This is a genomic window from Rhizobacter sp. P2_H3, assembly GCF_056403355.1.
Genome location: NZ_JBFUFQ010000138.1, coordinates 1 through 15,404 on the forward strand (window position 1 = coordinate 1; position 15,404 = coordinate 15,404).

Sequence of the window (15,404 nt, forward strand, 5' to 3'; positions counted from 1 at the left end):
GCCGTCGGCCGGCAGCGTGTCGCTGTTCGGTCGCGATCCGTGGGCGATGCCGGGCCGCGAGCTGCGCCGCTTGCGCGGGCGGCTGTTCCTCGCGCCGCAGGTGCCGCCGCTGCCGCCGCGCCAGCGTGTCGTGACGGCGGTGCTGGCCGGGCGGCTGCCGGCGATGGGGCTGCTGCAGAGCCTGCGCACGCTGTGGAGCCCGCGCGACGCGGACCTCGCACAGGCGGCGCTCGCCGAGCTGGGCCTGGCCGACAAGCTGTGGCTGCGCGTCGATCGCCTCTCCGGTGGCGAGCGGCAGCGTGTCGGGCTGGCACGCGCGCTGGTGTCGCAGGCCGGGCTGTGGCTGGTCGACGAACCCTTGTCGGCACTCGATCCGACCCGCGCGCGCGTCGTGATCGATGCGCTGCTCGGCGCCGCGCGGCGCGACGGCCGCACGCTGGTGTGCAGCCTGCACCAGGTGGACGTGGCGCGCGAGCGCTTCGCGCGCATCGTCGCGCTGCGCGCGGGCGTGTGCGTGTACGACGGTCCGGCGGCGGGGCTGGACGATGCGGCGCTGCGCGAGTTGTATGCGGGCGAGGTGGCGGCGCCGGCCCCGGATGCCCCGGCGGCAGGCACCGGCCTGTTGCCCGAAAGCATGTGCCGCTGATGGAGCAGGCCGTGCGTCCGGGCGCCGCCGCGCTGCGCGATCCGGCGCTGCTGCGCAGGGTGTCGCTGCTGCTGGCGGCGGCGGTGCTGGCGTGGCCGCTGCTGGTGTGGACCGAGTTCAACCCGGCGACGCTGCTGGACGCGCGCAGCCTGCGGGCGACCTGGAAGTTCGTGTCGGAGTTCATCCCGCCGAAGCACGATGCGGCGTTCCTGGGGCTGCTGCTGCAGGAGACCTGGCGCACCGTCGCGATCGCGACGGCGGGCCTGGCACTGGCGTGGGGGGTGGCGGTGCCCCTGGCCTTCCTGGCGACGGCGCGCCTGTCGCTCAGTGCGATCGCGACGCCGATGGGCCTGCTGCCGGCGCTGCTGCGGCAGGCGATCCGCTGGGTGCTGGTGGTGCTGCGCTCGATCCCCGAGCTGGTGTGGGCGCTGCTGTTCGTGCGGGCCGTGGGCCTGGGCCCGACCTCGGGCGTGCTGGCGATCGCGATCACCTACGGCGGCATGCTGGCCAAGGTGTATGCGGAGATCCTGGAAAGCAGCGACCCCGCGGCCACCCAGGCGCTGCTGCGCAACGGCAGCGGGCGCCTGCAGGCGCTGTGGTTCGGCGCGCTGCCGGAGTGCGCCGGCGAGCTGGTCAGCTACACGGTGTACCGCTGGGAGTGCGCGATCCGCTCGTCGGTCGTGCTCGGTTTCGTCGGCGCGGGCGGCCTGGGCCAGATGCTCGACAGCTCGGCGAAGATGTTCGCCGGCAGTGAGGTGAGTGCGATCCTGCTGGTGTTCGTCGCGCTGGTGTGGGCGAGCGATCGGGTCAGCGCGCTGTTGCGGCGGGTGATGGCATGACGCGCCCCGAACGGTCGTGGTCCGGGTGGCTGGTGCTGGCCGGCGTGCTGGCGCTGGTCGTGGCGAGTTTCGCGAGCCTGGGGCTGCACTGGCGCGAATTCTTCGCGCCGTCCGAGCTCGTCAAGCTGGCCGGGTTCGGTGCCAGCTTCTTTCCGCCGGAGATGTCTCCCGCGTTCCTGCGGCGCACGCTGGAGGCGGCCGGCGAGACGATCGCGATGTCGCTGCTCGGCACCGTCCTCGCCGCGGCTGCCGGGGTGTGCATGGCGCTGCCGGCCAGCGCCCGCGGAGGGCGGGTGGTGGCGCTGCTGCACGGCGGCGCACGCCTGCTGCTGAACGCGCTGCGTTCGATCCCCGAGCTGGTGTGGGCCTCGCTGCTGCTGATCGCGGCCGGGCTGGGCCCGTTCCCCGGCACGCTGGCGCTGGCCTTGCACACGACCGGCGTGCTGGGCCGGTTGTTCGCCGAGAGCATCGAGAACGCGGCGCCCGGCCCGGCGCTCGCGTTGCGCGTGCGCGGCGCCGGCCGCCTGCGCGTGTTCCTGTGGGCGACGCTGCCGCAGGTGCTGCCGCAACTGCTGTCGTACAGCCTCTACCGGTGGGAGAACAACATCCGCGCGGCAGCGGTGCTGGGCGTGGTGGGGGCGGGCGGCCTGGGCCAGATGCTGTACTACCACCTGGGCCTGTTCCAGATGCACGAGACCTGCACGGTGCTGCTCGCGATGATCGCGCTGGTCGCGATCGTCGATGCAGTGTCGTTCGCCGCGCGGCGCGTCCTGGGCCGATGACCCTAGGTTCCGATGGCCCGGAGCACCTCGTAGCAAGCCCCCATCGTGTCGGCATCCGTCTCCCCGGCCGGGCTCCCCGCGTCGCCGAGCGGGCGGTTGTCCTGCGACAGGACCCGGTGCCAGCCCCCGTGCGGATGGTCGACGAAATGCGCCCAGCTGTGCTCCCAGAGGCGGTCGTACCAATCCCAGTAGCCGCCCTCGCCGGTGCGCACCGCCAGCCCGGCGGCGGCGGCCAGCGCCTCGGCCTGTACCGAGGCGTGCTTGTCGTGGTCGACGACCGCGCGGTCCGCTGCGAAGCCGCGGAACAAGCCGCCGTGCTTCGCATCCCAGTTGTGCTGCGTCGCGGCCGCGAACAACTCGCGCGCCCGCGGCAGGAGCCAGTCGCTCGCCCGGTGCCGGTCCAGCATCAGCAACAGCCTGGCCCACGCCGCATGGTGTCCCGTCTGGAAGCCCGGCGGCCGGGAGCGATTGCCGGCGTCGTCGCCGTGATCGCCCCGGTCGATCGACCAGTCGAGCCGGTAGTGCTCCCAGACCAGCCCGTGCGACAGCGCCGCCAGCCGCTGCGTGACCGAGCGCGCGAGCGTCTCGGCGCGGTCGAGGAAGCGGCTCTCGCCGGTCGCCTCGAATGCCGCCAGCATCGCCTGGCAGGCGCGCAGGTTCGCGTTCTGCCCGCGGTACGGCGCGAGCTTCCAGTCGGCACTCGCTTCGTCGGCATACAGCCCGTGCGCCGGCTCCCAGAAGTGCTGCTCCAGCAAGCCGAAGGTCTCGTGCAGCCCGAGCCGGGCGTCCTCGATGTCGGCCCTCAGCGCCTGTGCGTGCGCCAGCAGCACGAAGGCGAGGCCTTCGCAGCGGTTCGTCGCGTCGAGCACGTCGCGCTCGCCGTAGTTGCCGCCGGCACCGTGCCAGCGCACCTGCCACGCATAGCCGCCGGTGTCGGCGTCGCGGTGCGCATCACGCAGGAAACGCAGCCCGTGGCGCGTCGCCTCGCGCCATTCCGGGCGGCCGAAGTGCCGCGCCGCCATCGCATGGTTGACGACGCAGCACGCGCTGCCGACGAGCTCGCGCGTCTCGCGGTCACTGACCGTGCCGTCGTCATGGAAGAACTGGAAGAAGCCGCCGCTCGGGTCGCGGCTGCGGCCCTCGCGCAACGACATCGTGTCGAGGACGTGCCGGCGCAGGAAGTCGGGTGAGCGGAAGTCGATGATCGGTGTCATGCACTGCCTCCTCGCGTCGTCCTCGCGGACGTACGGTTGACATCACCCCACGGTGCTCACCCCATGGGCTTCACCCCACCACGCGCTGCTCGCTCTTCGCGTCGAACAGGTGCGCATCCTCCGGCTGCCAGCGCAGGTGCACGCTGTCGCCCACATGCTGGTGCACCTTTCCGGCCACGCGTGCCGTCAGCTTGCCGACCGCCGTGTCGACCATCGCATAGGTCTCCGGCCCGGTCGGCTCCAGCATGCTGATCGTGCCCGCCAGTCCCTGCTCGGCGAACGACAGGCTCTCCGGCCGCAGCCCGTAGCTGATGCCGGCACCGTTGGTCGATTGCAGCGCGCCGCGCTGCGCATCGTTCAGCAGCAGCGGCACGCCCTGCGAGCTCAGGCCGTCGGCCGCACGCTGGCTGTCGATGATGTTCATCGCCGGCGAGCCGATGAACTCGGCGACGAAGCGCGTCGCCGGGCGCGAGTAGATGTCGTCGGGCGTGCCGAACTGCTGCACCAGGCCGTCGCGCATCACCGCGATGCGGTCGCCCAGCGTCATCGCCTCGACCTGGTCGTGCGTCACGTAGACGGTGGTGGTAGCGGTGCGCTGGTGCAGCAGCTTGATCTCGGCGCGCATCTCGACGCGCAGCTTCGCGTCCAGGTTCGACAGCGGCTCGTCGAACAGGAACAGCTTCGGGTTGCGCGCGAGCGCCCGGCCCATCGCGACGCGCTGGCGCTGTCCACCCGACAGCTGGCCCGGCTTGCGGTCGAGCAGGTGCTCGATCTGCAGCATCTTCGAGACGCGCTGGATCGCCTCCTGGCGCTGTGCCTTCGGCACGTTGCGCATCTCGAGGCCGAACGCGATGTTCTGCCCGACGTTCATGTTCGGGTACAGCGCGTAGCTCTGGAACACCATCGCGATGTCGCGGTCCTTCGGCAGCGCGTAGGTCACGTCGCGGTCGGCGATGTGGATGCTGCCGGTGGTCGGCGTGTCGAGCCCCGCGATCATCGACAGCAGCGTGCTCTTGCCGCAGCCGGACGGGCCGACCAGGATCAGGAACTCGCCGTTCTCGACCTCGATGTCGATGCCCTTGAGGATCTCCACCGGGCCGTAGCTCTTGCGGACGTTGCGAATTGAAAGTGCACCCATGACGTTTTCTCTTTGAAGCCCGGGCCGGTCAGCCCTTGACGGCGCCGGCGGTGAGGCCGCGCACGAAGTATTTGCCTGCGACGATGTAGACGAACAGCGTCGGCAGCGCGGCGATCATCGCGGCGGCCATGTCGACGTTGTATTCCTTCACCGCGCTGGAGGTGTTGGCCAGGTTGTTCAGGCCGACCGTGATCGGCTTGGACGCGCCGCCCGAGAACACCACGCCGAACAGGAAATCGTTCCAGATGTTCGTGAACTGCCAGATCAGCGTGACCACCACGATCGGCGTCGACAGCGGCAGCACGATGCGCCAGAAGATGCGCCAGAAGCCCGCGCCGTCCAGCATCGCCGCCTTGATCAGCTCGTCGGGCAGGCCGACGTAGTAGTTGCGGAAGAACAGCGTCGTCGACGGCAGGCCGGCGATGATGTGCACCGCGACCAGCCCCCAGATCGAGCTCGCGATGCCGAACCAGCCGAGCACCTGCGACATCGGCAGCAGCACCACCTGCAGCGGCATGAACATGCCGAACAGCATCATCGCGAACATGAACTCGCTGCCGCGGAAGCGCCACTTGCTCAGCACGTAGCCGTTGATCGCGCCGAGCGTGCTCGACACCAGCACCGCCGGCACCACCATCAGCACCGAGTTGAAGAAGAACGGCTTCAGGCCGCCRCAGTCGATGCCGGTGCAGGCGCTCGACCAGGCCTTGGCCCACGAGGCGAAGCTGGGCGCCATCGGCAGCGACAGCAGGTTGCCCTCGCGCACCTCGTTCATGTCCTTCAGCGAGGTCGTGAGCATCACGTACATCGGCAGCAGGAAGACCAGCGCGAACAGCAGCAGCACGGACCACAGCGCCGCGCGGTGCCAGTTGAATTTGTTTCCCATGTCTTGTTCTCTCGGCGGCCGCTCAGCGCTTGCCGCGCAGTTCGGAATAGAGGTAGGGCACGACCAGCGCCGCCACGGTGGCCAGCATGATCGTCGCCGACGCCGCGCCCAGGCCGATCTGGCCGCGCGAGAACGCCATCGTGTACATGAAGGTGGCCGGCAGGTCGGTCGCATAGCCCGGGCCGCCGGCGGTCAGCGCCATCACCAGGTCGAAGCTCTTGATCGCCAGGTGGCTCAGCACCATCAGCGTGCTGAAGAAGACCGGCCGCAGGCTCGGGATGATGATGCGCCAGTAGATGCGCGGCAGGCTCGCGCCGTCGATCTGCGCGGCCTTCAGGATCGAGTCGTCGATGCCGCGCAGGCCGGCCAGGAACAGCGCCATCACGAAACCGGCGCTCTGCCAGACGCCGGCGATCACGACGGTGTAGATCGCCATGTCGGGGTCGATCAGCCAGCTGAAATGGAAGTTCTCGAAACCCCAGCCCTGCATGACCTTCTCGAGGCCCAGACCGGGATTCAGGATCCACTTCCAGGCGGTGCCGGTGACGATGAAGCTCAACGCCATCGGGTAGAGGTAGATGGTGCGCAGCACGCCTTCGACGCGGATCTTCTGGTCGAGCAGGATGGCCAGCAGCAGGCCGATGGCCATGCCGAAGAAGATGAACAGGCCGCCGAAGATGCCGAGGTTCTTCAGCGCGACCCACCAGCGTTCGCTCTCGAACAGGTTGGTGTACTGCTGCAGCCCGATGAATTCATAGTTGGGCAGCAGGCGCGAGGCCGACACCGACAGGTAGCCGTTCCACGCGATCAGGCCGTAGATGAAGAAGAAGGCCAGGAAGAACGACGGTGCGACGACCAGCTTGGGCATCCACTGGCTGAGGCGTACGGAGGCGGAGGATTTCATGGGCGGGCCAACCGGGGGCGGGACGCGAGTATTGCGCCATCCCCGTGCAACAGGAAGACGGCGCCCGAGCGGGCGCCGTCCGAGGCAGGGCTAAAGCCTGATTACTTCGTCTTGGCGGCAGCGACCAGGCGGTCCTGCGCCTGGGCCGACGTGATCTTCTCGTCGTTCCAGAACTGCGACACCACGTCCTTGATCGCGCCTTCGGCAGCCGACGGAACCGCCATGCCGTGGGCGATCGACGGGACCAGCGTGCCGGCCTTCGAGGTCGACACGAAGTCGGCGGCCGAGGTCTTCGCGCAATCGTCGAACTTCTTCAGGTCCATGCCCAGGCGAACCGGGATCGAGCCCTTGTTCAGGTTGAACACTTCCTGGAATTCCGGCGACATGATCGCGGTGGCCAGGTCCTGCTGGGCCTTCTGGTTGGCCGGGTCCTTCAGCTTGAACAGCGCGAAGCTGTCGACGTTGTAGGTGTACGACTTCGCGGTGCCGGGGGCGGCCACGCAGGTGAAGTCCTTGCCCGGGACCTTGCCGGCGGCCAGGAACTCGCCCTTGGCCCAGTCGCCCATGATCTGCATGCCGGCCTCGCCCTTGATCACCATCGCGGTGGCCAGGTTCCAGTCGCGGCCCGGGGCGTTCTTGTCGGTGTAGCCCTTGACCTTGCGGAAGGTCGTCAGCACCTTGTCCATCGTCGCGCTCTTCAGCGAGCCGGCGTCGAGCTGCACCAGGGCCTTCTTGTAGAAGTCCGCACCGCCGACGCCCAGCGCGACAGCCTCGAACGTGGTGAAGTCCTGCCAGTTCTGGCCGCCGTGGGCGATCGGGATGATGCCGGCCTTCTTCAGCGCTTCAGCGGCGACGAAGAACTCGTCCCAGGTGGTCGGCACCTTGGCGCCGGCCTTCTTGAAGGCTTCCGGGTTGGCCCACAGCCAGTTCACGCGGTGCACGTTGACCGGTGCGGCGACGTAGTGGCCCTGGTACTTCAGGCCGTCGGCGATGGCCTTGGGCAGCAGGTCGTCCCACTTGTTGGCCTTGGCGACGTCGTCCATGTTGGCGAGCACGCCTTCCTTGGCCCATTCCYGGATCGACGGGCCCTTGATCTGCGCCGCGGCCGGGGCGTTGCCCGACACCACACGCGACTTCAGCACCGTCATCGCCGAATCACCACCACCACCGGCGACCGCGAAGTCCTTCCAGGTGTGGCCCTTCGATTGCATCGTGGCCTTAAGCTCGGCAGCCGCCTTGGCTTCGCCGCCCGAGGTCCACCAGTGCAGAACTTCCACCTCACCGGCTTGCGCCAGCGTGGCAGTCATCAGGCCGGCGGCCATCATCGCGAGGCTCAAGCCGCGCACGGTACGTTGGGAAATCGACATGCATGTCTCCTGGGGGTCAGAGTTATGGAGCCTGACGTATCAAGCGGTGGCGATGTTAATGTTTCATTAATGTTCTAACAATAGAACATGAACCTGGGACTTACCCGGGGTCGGACATCCGGCCGCGCAGCCGGCTCTTGCACAATCTCGGGCCCTATGAAGACGCCATCCCACCCGTCCCATCGTTTCGACCGCCTCGACGCGCTGCGCGCGGTCGCCATCCTGTGGATGGCCGCGTTCCATTTCTGCTTCGACCTCAACTACTACCACTTCATCCGCCAGAGCTTCACCACCGATCCGTTCTGGCTGGTGCAGCGCACCTGCATCGTCACGCTGTTCCTGTTCTGCGCCGGCTTCGGGCAGGCGGTGGCCTGGGAGCAGGGCCAGGGCTGGCCGCGCTTCTGGCGGCGCTGGGCGCAGGTGGCGGGCTGCGCGCTGCTGGTGAGCGCGGGCTCGTACCTGATGTTCCCGCGCAGCTTCATCTACTTCGGCGTGCTGCACGGCATCGCGGTGATGCTGGTCATCACGCGGGTCACCGCGAATGCGGGGCGCTGGCTGTGGCTGGCGGGCGCCATCGCGATCGCGCTGCCGCGGCTGGTGCAGCACCCGTGGTTCGACACCCGGCTCACGAACTGGATCGGCCTGATCACGCACAAGCCGGTGACCGAGGACTACGTGCCGCTGCTGCCGTGGATCGGCGTGATGTGGTGGGGCCTGGCCGCCGGGCAATGGGTGCTCGCGAACCGGCGCGAGTGGGTCACCGGCGCGCTGCCGAAGGCGCTGCATCCGTTCGCGGTGCTGGGGCGCTGGTCGCTGAGCTTCTACATGGTCCACCAGCCGGTGCTGATCGGCCTGCTGCTGCTCGCGACGATGCTGCGCCGCTAGGTCCGTCGACGCGATGGGGGGCCGCAACCTGTGATACACAGCAGGTTCGCTCTCCGCCGCGTCCGTCGGCGGTTATCGGAGAACGGATGACGCGTTTGTCGGTTCAGCAGCTCGCGACGGCGGGCTTCGTCGTCGCGGTGGCGTCCATCCTCACGCTGGCAGGCATCGGGTGGAACTTCGCACGCCAGACGCTCGAGGCCTCGGCCTTCGTGGGCCACACGCACCAGGTGATCGGCGTGACATCCGACATCCAGTCGGACATCTACCGTGCCGAGTCGGCCCAGCGGGCCTTCCTCGCGACCCGCAATCCGGTCTACATCGACGAGCGTGACGCCACGCTCGCCGTCATCGACACCGGCCTGCGCCAGTTCGCGTGGCTCACCGCCGACAACCCGAGGCAGCAGGCGCGCATGTCGGAGCTGCGCGGCGAGGTCGCGGCGCGCGTGCAGATCTTCCACGAGAACGAGGTGCTGGTGCCGAACGAGTCGCCGCAGGCGTTCGACGAGCGCCTCAACCGGGGCGTGCGGCGGCTGGAGCGCATCCGCGCGCTGCTCGACCAGATCAACACCGAGGAGCGGCGCCTGCTGGCCGAGCGCGAGGGCGTCGAGGACCAGCGCTCGCAGTCGACCGTCACCACCTTCATCGCGTTCCTGGCCACCCTCGTGCTGTTGCTGGGCGCGATCGCCTGGCGGCTGCGGCGCGACTGGGCCGCGCGCCAGCAGGCCGAGCAGGCGGTGGCCGAGGAGCGGCGCTACGACGCGCTGCATTCCCGCGCGTTGACGCTCTACAACGCGCAGTCGACGCGCGAGGTGGTGCTGGCCGAGACGCTGGCGCTGATCGGCGAGAACCCGCTGTTCCCGGTGGCGGTGTTCTACGAGCACGAGGAATGGGGCGGCGTGCTGCGCGCGGTGGCGCGGCACCAGGCGCCGGCCGACCTGAAGGGCGTGCTGCGCATCGACGACGGCCCGGTCGGCGCGGTGGCGCGCAGCGGCAAGCCGGCCTACTTCGACCGCTTCGACGCGGCCAGCGGCCTGCGCATCGAGACCGGCCTGGCCACGCTGCACCCGGCCGCGCTGCTGATCTGCCCGGTCAGCTACCAGGGGCGGCTGATCGGCGTGCTGGCGCTGGCCGCCTCGGCGCCGCTGTCGGCGCGCGACCGCGGCTTCATCGAGCGCCTGTGCTCGCAATTCGCGGTGGCGCTGCACAACCTCGGCCAGCTGCAGGAGCTGAACCTGCTGGCCGAGCAGCTGCGCGTGCGCGGCGAGGACATCCAGCTCAAGAACGCCGAGCTGGAAAAGGCCAACCGCATGAAGAGCGAGTTCCTCGCCAACATGTCGCATGAGCTGCGCACGCCGCTGAACGCGGTGATCGGCTTCTCGGGGCTGATGAAGGACGGCCTGGCCGGCGACATGAACGCCGAGCAGCTGGAGTACACGAACGACATCCACGCCAGCGGCAGGCACCTGCTGAGCCTGATCAACGACATCCTCGACCTGTCGAAGGTCGAGTCGGGCCACATGCCGCTCGAGCTGAGCGCGGCCGAGCCGTCGCACATCATGACGAGCGCGGTGTCGCTGATGCGCGAGAAGGCGGCCACGCAGCGGCTGCGGCTGAACGCGGTGTGCGCGCCCGACATGGGCAGCCTGCAGCTGGACCTGCGCAAGGCCAAGCAGATCGTCTTCAACCTGCTGTCCAACGCGATCAAGTTCACGCCCGAGGGCGGCGTGGTCACGCTGTCGATGAAGCGGGTGGCGCGCGCCGATGTCGACGGCGTGCTCGAGGCGCAGGACACGCGGATGTTCCGGCCGGCCGAGCGCACGCTGCCGTCGTTCCTGGAGATCCGCATCGAGGACTCCGGCATCGGCATCGCGCCCGACGGCATCCTGCGGCTGTTCCAGCCCTTCGTGCAGATCGATTCGTCGCTGTCGCGCGAGTACGAGGGCACCGGCCTCGGGCTGATGATGGTCAAGCGGCTGGTCGAACTGCACGGCGGCGGGCTGATGCTGCGCAGCACGCCGAACGCCGGCACGACCTTCGCGGTCTGGCTGCCGTGGCGGCCGGCCGGCGAGGAAGCGCAGCAGGCGCCGCGCGAGGAGTTGCCGGCCGGGCTGCCCGCAGTCGATGGCACGCCGAACGGCACGCCGCGCGATGCCGGGCCCGATGCACCGCTGATCCTCGTCGTCGAGGACGACCCGCGCACTGCGACGCTGGTGCGCGCGCAGCTGGAGTCCGACGGCTACCGCGTCGAGGTCGCGCGCAGTGCCGAGGACGGCCTGGCGCGGGCCGCGCAACTGCTGCCGGCCGCGCTGGTGCTCGACATCATCCTGCCCGGCCGCGACGGCTGGGACCTGCTGTCGCAGCTGAAGGAGCAGGCGCAGACGCAGCACATCCCGGTTGTCATCGTGTCGATCACCGCCGAGGCGCGGCGCGGCTTCGCGCTCGGTGCATCGCAGGTGCTGACCAAGCCGGTCTCGAAGGACGACCTGCTGGCCGCGCTGGCAGCGCTCGGCCTGGACGGGCAGCTGCCGGCGGCGCGCGTGCTGGTGGTGGACGACGACCCGAAGGCCGTCACGCTGGTCGGCAAGCACCTGCAGTCGGCCGGCTTCGTGCCGATGCTGGCCTACAGCGGCCGCGAGGCGCTGGAGGTGGTGCGCCAGCAGCGGCCCGCGCTGATCGTGCTCGACCTGATGATGCCGCAGCTGTCGGGCTTCGACGTGATCGAGGCGCTGCGCGGGCGCAGCGACACCGCCGACATCCCGATCATCGTGCTGACCGCCAAGCTGCTGACTGTGCAGGACCGGGCGCTGCTGAGCGGGCGGGTGCAGCAGGTGATGGAGAAATCGGAGTTCCAGCCGGCCAGCCTGCTGGCCGAGGTGAAGCGGGCGCTGGCCAAGGGGCGGCAGCGACGGTCATGACGGCGAGCAACGGCACGTCACCCTCGATCCTGGTCGTCGACGACAACGCGGCCAACCTGAGGCTGTACCGTGCGACCCTGCAGGACGTGGGCGCCGAGATCCACACCGTCGATCACGGCGAACTCGCGCTCGAGCGCTTCGCGCAGCGCTCGTCGTGGGCGATGGTGCTGCTCGACGTGCACCTGGCCGGCATCAGCGGCTTCGATGTCGCGCGCCGGCTGCGCGAGCTGCCGGGCGGTGCCGACGTGCCGATCGTGTTCGTCTCGGCGATCTACACGCACGAGGCCGACACCTTCGCCGGCTACCGCATCGGGGCGGTCGACTACATCCTGTCGCCGGTGGTGCCGGAGATCCTGCGCGCCAAGGTCGCGGTGTTCGTGCGGCTGCACCGCATGCGCCGCGAGGCCGAGGCCCAGTCGATCGCGATGGAGCGCGCCTACCGCGAACTGCGCACCGCCCATGCCGAGATGGAGGCGTTCAGCTACTCGGTGTCGCACGACCTGCGCACGCCGCTCGGGCAGATCGCCGGCTTCGCGCAGCTGCTGCAGCAGGGGCACGGGCAGTCGCTGGATGCGAAGGGGCAGGGCTTCCTCGGCCACATCCAGGGCGCGGCCCAGCGCATGAACCGCCTGATCGACGACATGCTGGTGCTGGCGCGCATGACGCGCACCGAGATGCAGTCCGAGCCGGTCGACCTGTCGGCGATGGCCGGCGAGATCGTCGGCGAGCTGGCGCAGGCGCAGCCGGACCGCCACGTGGCGTGGCGGCACGACGACGGGCTGACGGCGCAGGGCGACCCCGGCCTGCTGCGGGTTGCGCTGTCGAACCTGCTCGGCAATGCGTGGAAGTACAGCGCCGCGGCACCGGTCCCGCAGATCGAGTTCCGTCGCGCCGGGGCGCAGGGCGACGACGCCTTCTGCGTGCGCGACAACGGCGCCGGCTTCGATGCCGCGGCCGCCGGCGAGCGGCTGTTCCGGCCGTTCCAGCGCTTCCACCCCGGCTCGCRGTTCCCCGGCAACGGCGTGGGCCTCGCGATTGCCCAGCGGGTGGTGACCAAGCACGGCGGGCGCATCTGGGTCGAATCGGCACCGGGCCGGGGCGCCAGTTTCTATTTCACGCTGCCGCCGCTGCCGGCGATTCCAGAACACGCCTGACACAGGCACAAGGCGAGGAAAAAAAACCATGGCACGCATCCTGGTCGTCGAGGACAACGCACAGAACCGCAAGCTCGCGCAACTCGTGCTGCAGAAGGGCGGGCACGACGTGCTGTGTGCCGAAGGCGGCGAAGAGGGCGTGAAACTGGCCCGCGAGCACCTGCCCGAGCTGGTGCTGATGGACATCCAGATGCCGGGCATGGACGGGCTGGAGGCGACGCGGCTGCTGCGTGCCGATGCGGCGACGGCCGGGCTGAAGATCATCGCGCTGACGGCGCTCGCGATGAAGGGCGACGAGGAGCGCATCCTGAACTCCGGGTTCGATGCCTACCTCGCCAAGCCGTTCGACTACGCCGAGCTGGTCGGGCTGGTGAAGCGCCACCTCGCCTGACGCCTGGCGCCCGGGAGGCACAATCCCCGGATGAGCAACAAGATCCTGTTCGGCTTCCACGCCGTCACGGTGCGGCTGAAGACCGCGCCGAAGTCCATCCTCGAGATCCACGTCGACACGAGCCGTCGCGACCAGCGCATGCGCCAGTTCGTCGAGCGGGTGAAGGAGGCCGGCGCCAAACTGGTCGACAGCGACGACGACCGCCTGCAGAAGCTGTGCGGTTCGCACCGCCACCAGGGCGTGGTTGCCCGCGTCGAGGCGATGGCGATGAGCCATTCGCTGGACGACACGCTCGACGCCGTCGAGGAAGTCCCGCTGCTGCTGGTGCTCGACGGCATCACCGATCCGCACAACCTGGGTGCCTGCCTGCGCGTGGCCGACGGCGCCGGCGCGCATGCGGTGATCGCCCCGAAGGACCATGCGGTCGGCATCAACGCCACCGTCTCCAAGGTGGCCAGCGGCGCGGCCGACACGGTGCCGTACTTCATGGTCACCAACCTGGCACGGACCTTGAATGAGCTGAAGGAGCGCGACATCCTGGTCGTCGGCACGTCGGACGACGCACAGCAGTCGTTGTACGACATCGACCTGACCCGGCCGCTCGCGCTGGTGCTCGGCGCCGAAGGCAGCGGCATGCGGCAGTTGACCGGCAAGACCTGCGACGTGCTGGTGCGGCTGCCGATGCGCGGTGCGGTCGAGAGCCTGAACGTCTCGGTGGCCAGCGGCATCTGCCTGTACGAGGCACTGCGCCAGCGGCTGAAGCAGGAGGACTGAACCATGCCGACGATTGCCGTCAACCACCCGCTGGTGCGCCACAAGATCGGCCTGCTGCGCGAGGCCGAGATCTCGACCAAGAAATTCCGCGAGCTGACGAACGAGCTGGCCCGGCTGCTCGCGTACGAGGCCACGGCCGACTGGCCTTTGACCAAGACGACGATCGAATGCTGGAGCGGCCCGGTCGAGATCGACCAGATCAGCGGCCGCAAGGTGACGGTGGTGCCGATCCTGCGCGCCGGCCTCGGCATGCTCGATGGCGTGCTCGACATGATCCCGAACGCGAAGGTCAGCGTGGTCGGCCTGTCGCGCAACCACGAGACGCTGCAGCCGGAGCACTACTTCGAGAACCTCGTCGGCCACCTCGACGAGCGCACTGCGCTGATCATCGACCCGATGCTGGCCACCGCCGGCTCGATGATCGCGACCATCGACCTGCTGAAGCGCCGCGGCTGCACCGACATCCGTGCGCTGGTGCTGGTGGCCGCGCCGGAAGGYGTCGCTGCACTGCAGCAAGCCCACCCCGACGTGCGCTGCTGGACGGCCGCCATCGACAGCCACCTCAACGAGCTGGGCTACATCATCCCGGGCCTCGGCGACGCCGGCGACAAGATCTTCGGAACCAAGTGAATTCGCGGCCTGCAGCGTGCTGCAGCGCCGCATGAATGTTCGTTGGATATCCCTATTGGTCGGGGGCCGTTCACCAAAGCGTCACCGCTTCAGGCCACACTCTGCGTTCGTGCTGAGCACAGTGTGACGGTAGCGACACCGTCGTTAACGGTGGAGCGACGTTGACTGACATTCAGACCCTTGAAGTACCGCTGTTCGAACCCTATCGTCTGTCGGTGACCCGAGGGAGACCCCCGATGAAGAGCCCGTTTCGTTTCTGGATGACCGGTGGCATTGCGATGATCGTCGCAGCCCTGGGTGGTACCCGCGCATTCGGTGCGGAAGAGCGCCTGACGCGTGCGAGCGTCAGCCGTTTCGGCGTGACCGAGACGGTGCAGCGCATCGAGGCCTGTGCCGAGCGGCACGGCATGCCGGTGCTGGTGCGGCTGCAGCAGAGCGTCGGTGAGGACAACGAGCGCCAGCGCCTGGTGATCGTGTTCGAATCGACGCAGGGCGGCACGCCGGTGCTGATGACGAGTTCCGATGCCTCGCCCGACCTGCTGCTGCGTGTCGTGGTGCAGCGTGGTGCGAACGGCAGCACCGAGGTGATGTGGCGCGGCGCGGCGCTCGACGAACTGCCCGAAGGGCTGTCGCCGGAACTGCTGCACGACCTGGCCGACCTGCCGGCGCTGGTGGCTGAAGCGTTGTCCTGATTGGCGCAAGTGGCGCAGTGGCGCATTGGTGCGGAAGGCGGGTGCGGGGAGTCTGTGGCTCGCCGGCCGGTGCGGTCATCGCCCCTGGGGGCGATGACTGCCCTCCACTGACTGATTTCATGGCCCGTCGCCCAAACTCCCGCCACTCACTTCGTTCGTTGTGGTCAAACAGTGGGCGACAGTCAGT

The 15,404-nt window shown here is 69.1% G+C and carries 15 protein-coding genes; 10 read left to right on the top strand and 5 right to left on the bottom strand.

The genetic code is table 11. The features are described 5' to 3' along the window. From AC1D1T_RS21580 to phnE, 3 genes are all read left to right on the top strand, one after another. The coding region (locus tag AC1D1T_RS21580; RefSeq protein WP_477992462.1) for an ATP-binding cassette domain-containing protein at positions 1-646 on the top strand (646 nt) is incomplete at its 5' end. After that, positions 646-1,485: a PhnE/PtxC family ABC transporter permease gene (locus tag AC1D1T_RS21585; RefSeq protein ID WP_477992463.1), complete on the top strand. Its 840-nt coding sequence runs from the start codon at positions 646-648 to the stop codon at positions 1,483-1,485. The genes AC1D1T_RS21580 and AC1D1T_RS21585, both read left to right, overlap by 1 nt. After that, positions 1,482-2,267, top strand: coding sequence for a phosphonate ABC transporter, permease protein PhnE (gene phnE, locus AC1D1T_RS21590; protein ID WP_477992464.1), 786 nt, complete (start codon positions 1,482-1,484; stop codon positions 2,265-2,267). The genes AC1D1T_RS21585 and phnE overlap by 4 nt, the downstream gene beginning before the upstream one ends. 2 nt (positions 2,268-2,269) lie before the next feature. Here phnE and AC1D1T_RS21595 read toward each other — a convergent pair whose 3' ends face one another. The 5 genes from AC1D1T_RS21595 to AC1D1T_RS21615 form a co-directional block, all read right to left on the bottom strand. After that, on the bottom strand, positions 2,270-3,481 hold the full coding sequence (locus tag AC1D1T_RS21595) for an AGE family epimerase/isomerase (protein WP_477843079.1): 1,212 nt from the start codon (positions 3,479-3,481) through the stop codon (positions 2,270-2,272). Between the two features lie 70 nt (positions 3,482-3,551). Further along, on the bottom strand, positions 3,552-4,619 hold the full coding sequence (locus AC1D1T_RS21600) for an ABC transporter ATP-binding protein (RefSeq protein ID WP_047513351.1): 1,068 nt from the start codon (positions 4,617-4,619) through the stop codon (positions 3,552-3,554). A gap of 28 nt (positions 4,620-4,647) precedes the next feature. Continuing rightward, positions 4,648-5,505 (bottom strand): carbohydrate ABC transporter permease, encoded by an 858-nt coding sequence (locus tag AC1D1T_RS21605; RefSeq protein WP_047513348.1) that lies wholly within the window; start codon positions 5,503-5,505, stop codon positions 4,648-4,650. Positions 5,506-5,527: 22 nt separating this feature from the next. After that, positions 5,528-6,409 (bottom strand): carbohydrate ABC transporter permease, encoded by an 882-nt coding sequence (locus tag AC1D1T_RS21610; RefSeq protein WP_465111664.1) that lies wholly within the window; start codon positions 6,407-6,409, stop codon positions 5,528-5,530. 101 nt (positions 6,410-6,510) lie between these two features. After that, positions 6,511-7,734 (bottom strand): ABC transporter substrate-binding protein, encoded by a 1,224-nt coding sequence (locus AC1D1T_RS21615; RefSeq protein WP_477992467.1) that lies wholly within the window; start codon positions 7,732-7,734, stop codon positions 6,511-6,513. Positions 7,735-7,932: 198 nt separating this feature from the next. Between AC1D1T_RS21615 and AC1D1T_RS21620 the strand changes: the two genes are divergently transcribed. From AC1D1T_RS21620 to AC1D1T_RS21650, 7 genes are all read left to right on the top strand, one after another. After that, positions 7,933-8,661 carry an acetyltransferase domain-containing protein gene (locus AC1D1T_RS21620; RefSeq protein ID WP_047513342.1) on the top strand — a complete coding sequence of 243 codons (729 nt, stop codon included), beginning with the start codon at positions 7,933-7,935 and terminating at the stop codon, positions 8,659-8,661. Positions 8,662-8,747: 86 nt separating this feature from the next. Further along, on the top strand, positions 8,748-11,576 hold the full coding sequence (locus AC1D1T_RS21625) for a response regulator (protein WP_477992465.1): 2,829 nt from the start codon (positions 8,748-8,750) through the stop codon (positions 11,574-11,576). Then, positions 11,573-12,730, top strand: a complete 1,158-nt coding sequence (locus AC1D1T_RS21630; RefSeq protein ID WP_477992466.1) for a sensor histidine kinase — start codon at positions 11,573-11,575, stop codon at positions 12,728-12,730. The genes AC1D1T_RS21625 and AC1D1T_RS21630 overlap by 4 nt, the downstream gene beginning before the upstream one ends. A gap of 28 nt (positions 12,731-12,758) precedes the next feature. Beyond that, entirely contained in the window at positions 12,759-13,121 is a 363-nt protein-coding gene (locus AC1D1T_RS21635) for a response regulator (RefSeq protein WP_477828637.1), read from the top strand. 30 nt (positions 13,122-13,151) lie between these two features. After that, positions 13,152-13,895 carry a 23S rRNA (guanosine(2251)-2'-O)-methyltransferase RlmB gene (rlmB, locus tag AC1D1T_RS21640; protein WP_477844062.1) on the top strand — a complete coding sequence of 248 codons (744 nt, stop codon included), beginning with the start codon at positions 13,152-13,154 and terminating at the stop codon, positions 13,893-13,895. A 3-nt stretch (positions 13,896-13,898) separates the two neighbouring features. Then, positions 13,899-14,525, top strand: a complete 627-nt coding sequence (gene upp / locus AC1D1T_RS21645; protein ID WP_047513330.1) for a uracil phosphoribosyltransferase — start codon at positions 13,899-13,901, stop codon at positions 14,523-14,525. A 236-nt stretch (positions 14,526-14,761) separates the two neighbouring features. Beyond that, entirely contained in the window at positions 14,762-15,217 is a 456-nt protein-coding gene (locus tag AC1D1T_RS21650) for a DUF302 domain-containing protein (protein ID WP_047513327.1), read from the top strand. Positions 15,218-15,404 lie beyond the last annotated feature (187 nt).

Coding starts and splice junctions, on each gene's coding strand:
- AC1D1T_RS21585 (WP_477992463.1), top strand. CDS start 646: ATGGAGCAGGCCGTGCGTCCGGGCGCCGCCGCGCTGCGCGATCCGGCG.
- phnE (WP_477992464.1), top strand. CDS start 1,482: ATGACGCGCCCCGAACGGTCGTGGTCCGGGTGGCTGGTGCTGGCCGGC.
- AC1D1T_RS21595 (WP_477843079.1), bottom strand. CDS start 3,481: ATGACACCGATCATCGACTTCCGCTCACCCGACTTCCTGCGCCGGCAC.
- AC1D1T_RS21600 (WP_047513351.1), bottom strand. CDS start 4,619: ATGGGTGCACTTTCAATTCGCAACGTCCGCAAGAGCTACGGCCCGGTG.
- AC1D1T_RS21610 (WP_465111664.1), bottom strand. CDS start 6,409: ATGAAATCCTCCGCCTCCGTACGCCTCAGCCAGTGGATGCCCAAGCTG.
- AC1D1T_RS21620 (WP_047513342.1), top strand. CDS start 7,933: ATGAAGACGCCATCCCACCCGTCCCATCGTTTCGACCGCCTCGACGCG.
- AC1D1T_RS21625 (WP_477992465.1), top strand. CDS start 8,748: ATGACGCGTTTGTCGGTTCAGCAGCTCGCGACGGCGGGCTTCGTCGTC.
- AC1D1T_RS21635 (WP_477828637.1), top strand. CDS start 12,759: ATGGCACGCATCCTGGTCGTCGAGGACAACGCACAGAACCGCAAGCTC.
- rlmB (WP_477844062.1), top strand. CDS start 13,152: ATGAGCAACAAGATCCTGTTCGGCTTCCACGCCGTCACGGTGCGGCTG.
- AC1D1T_RS21650 (WP_047513327.1), top strand. CDS start 14,762: ATGAAGAGCCCGTTTCGTTTCTGGATGACCGGTGGCATTGCGATGATC.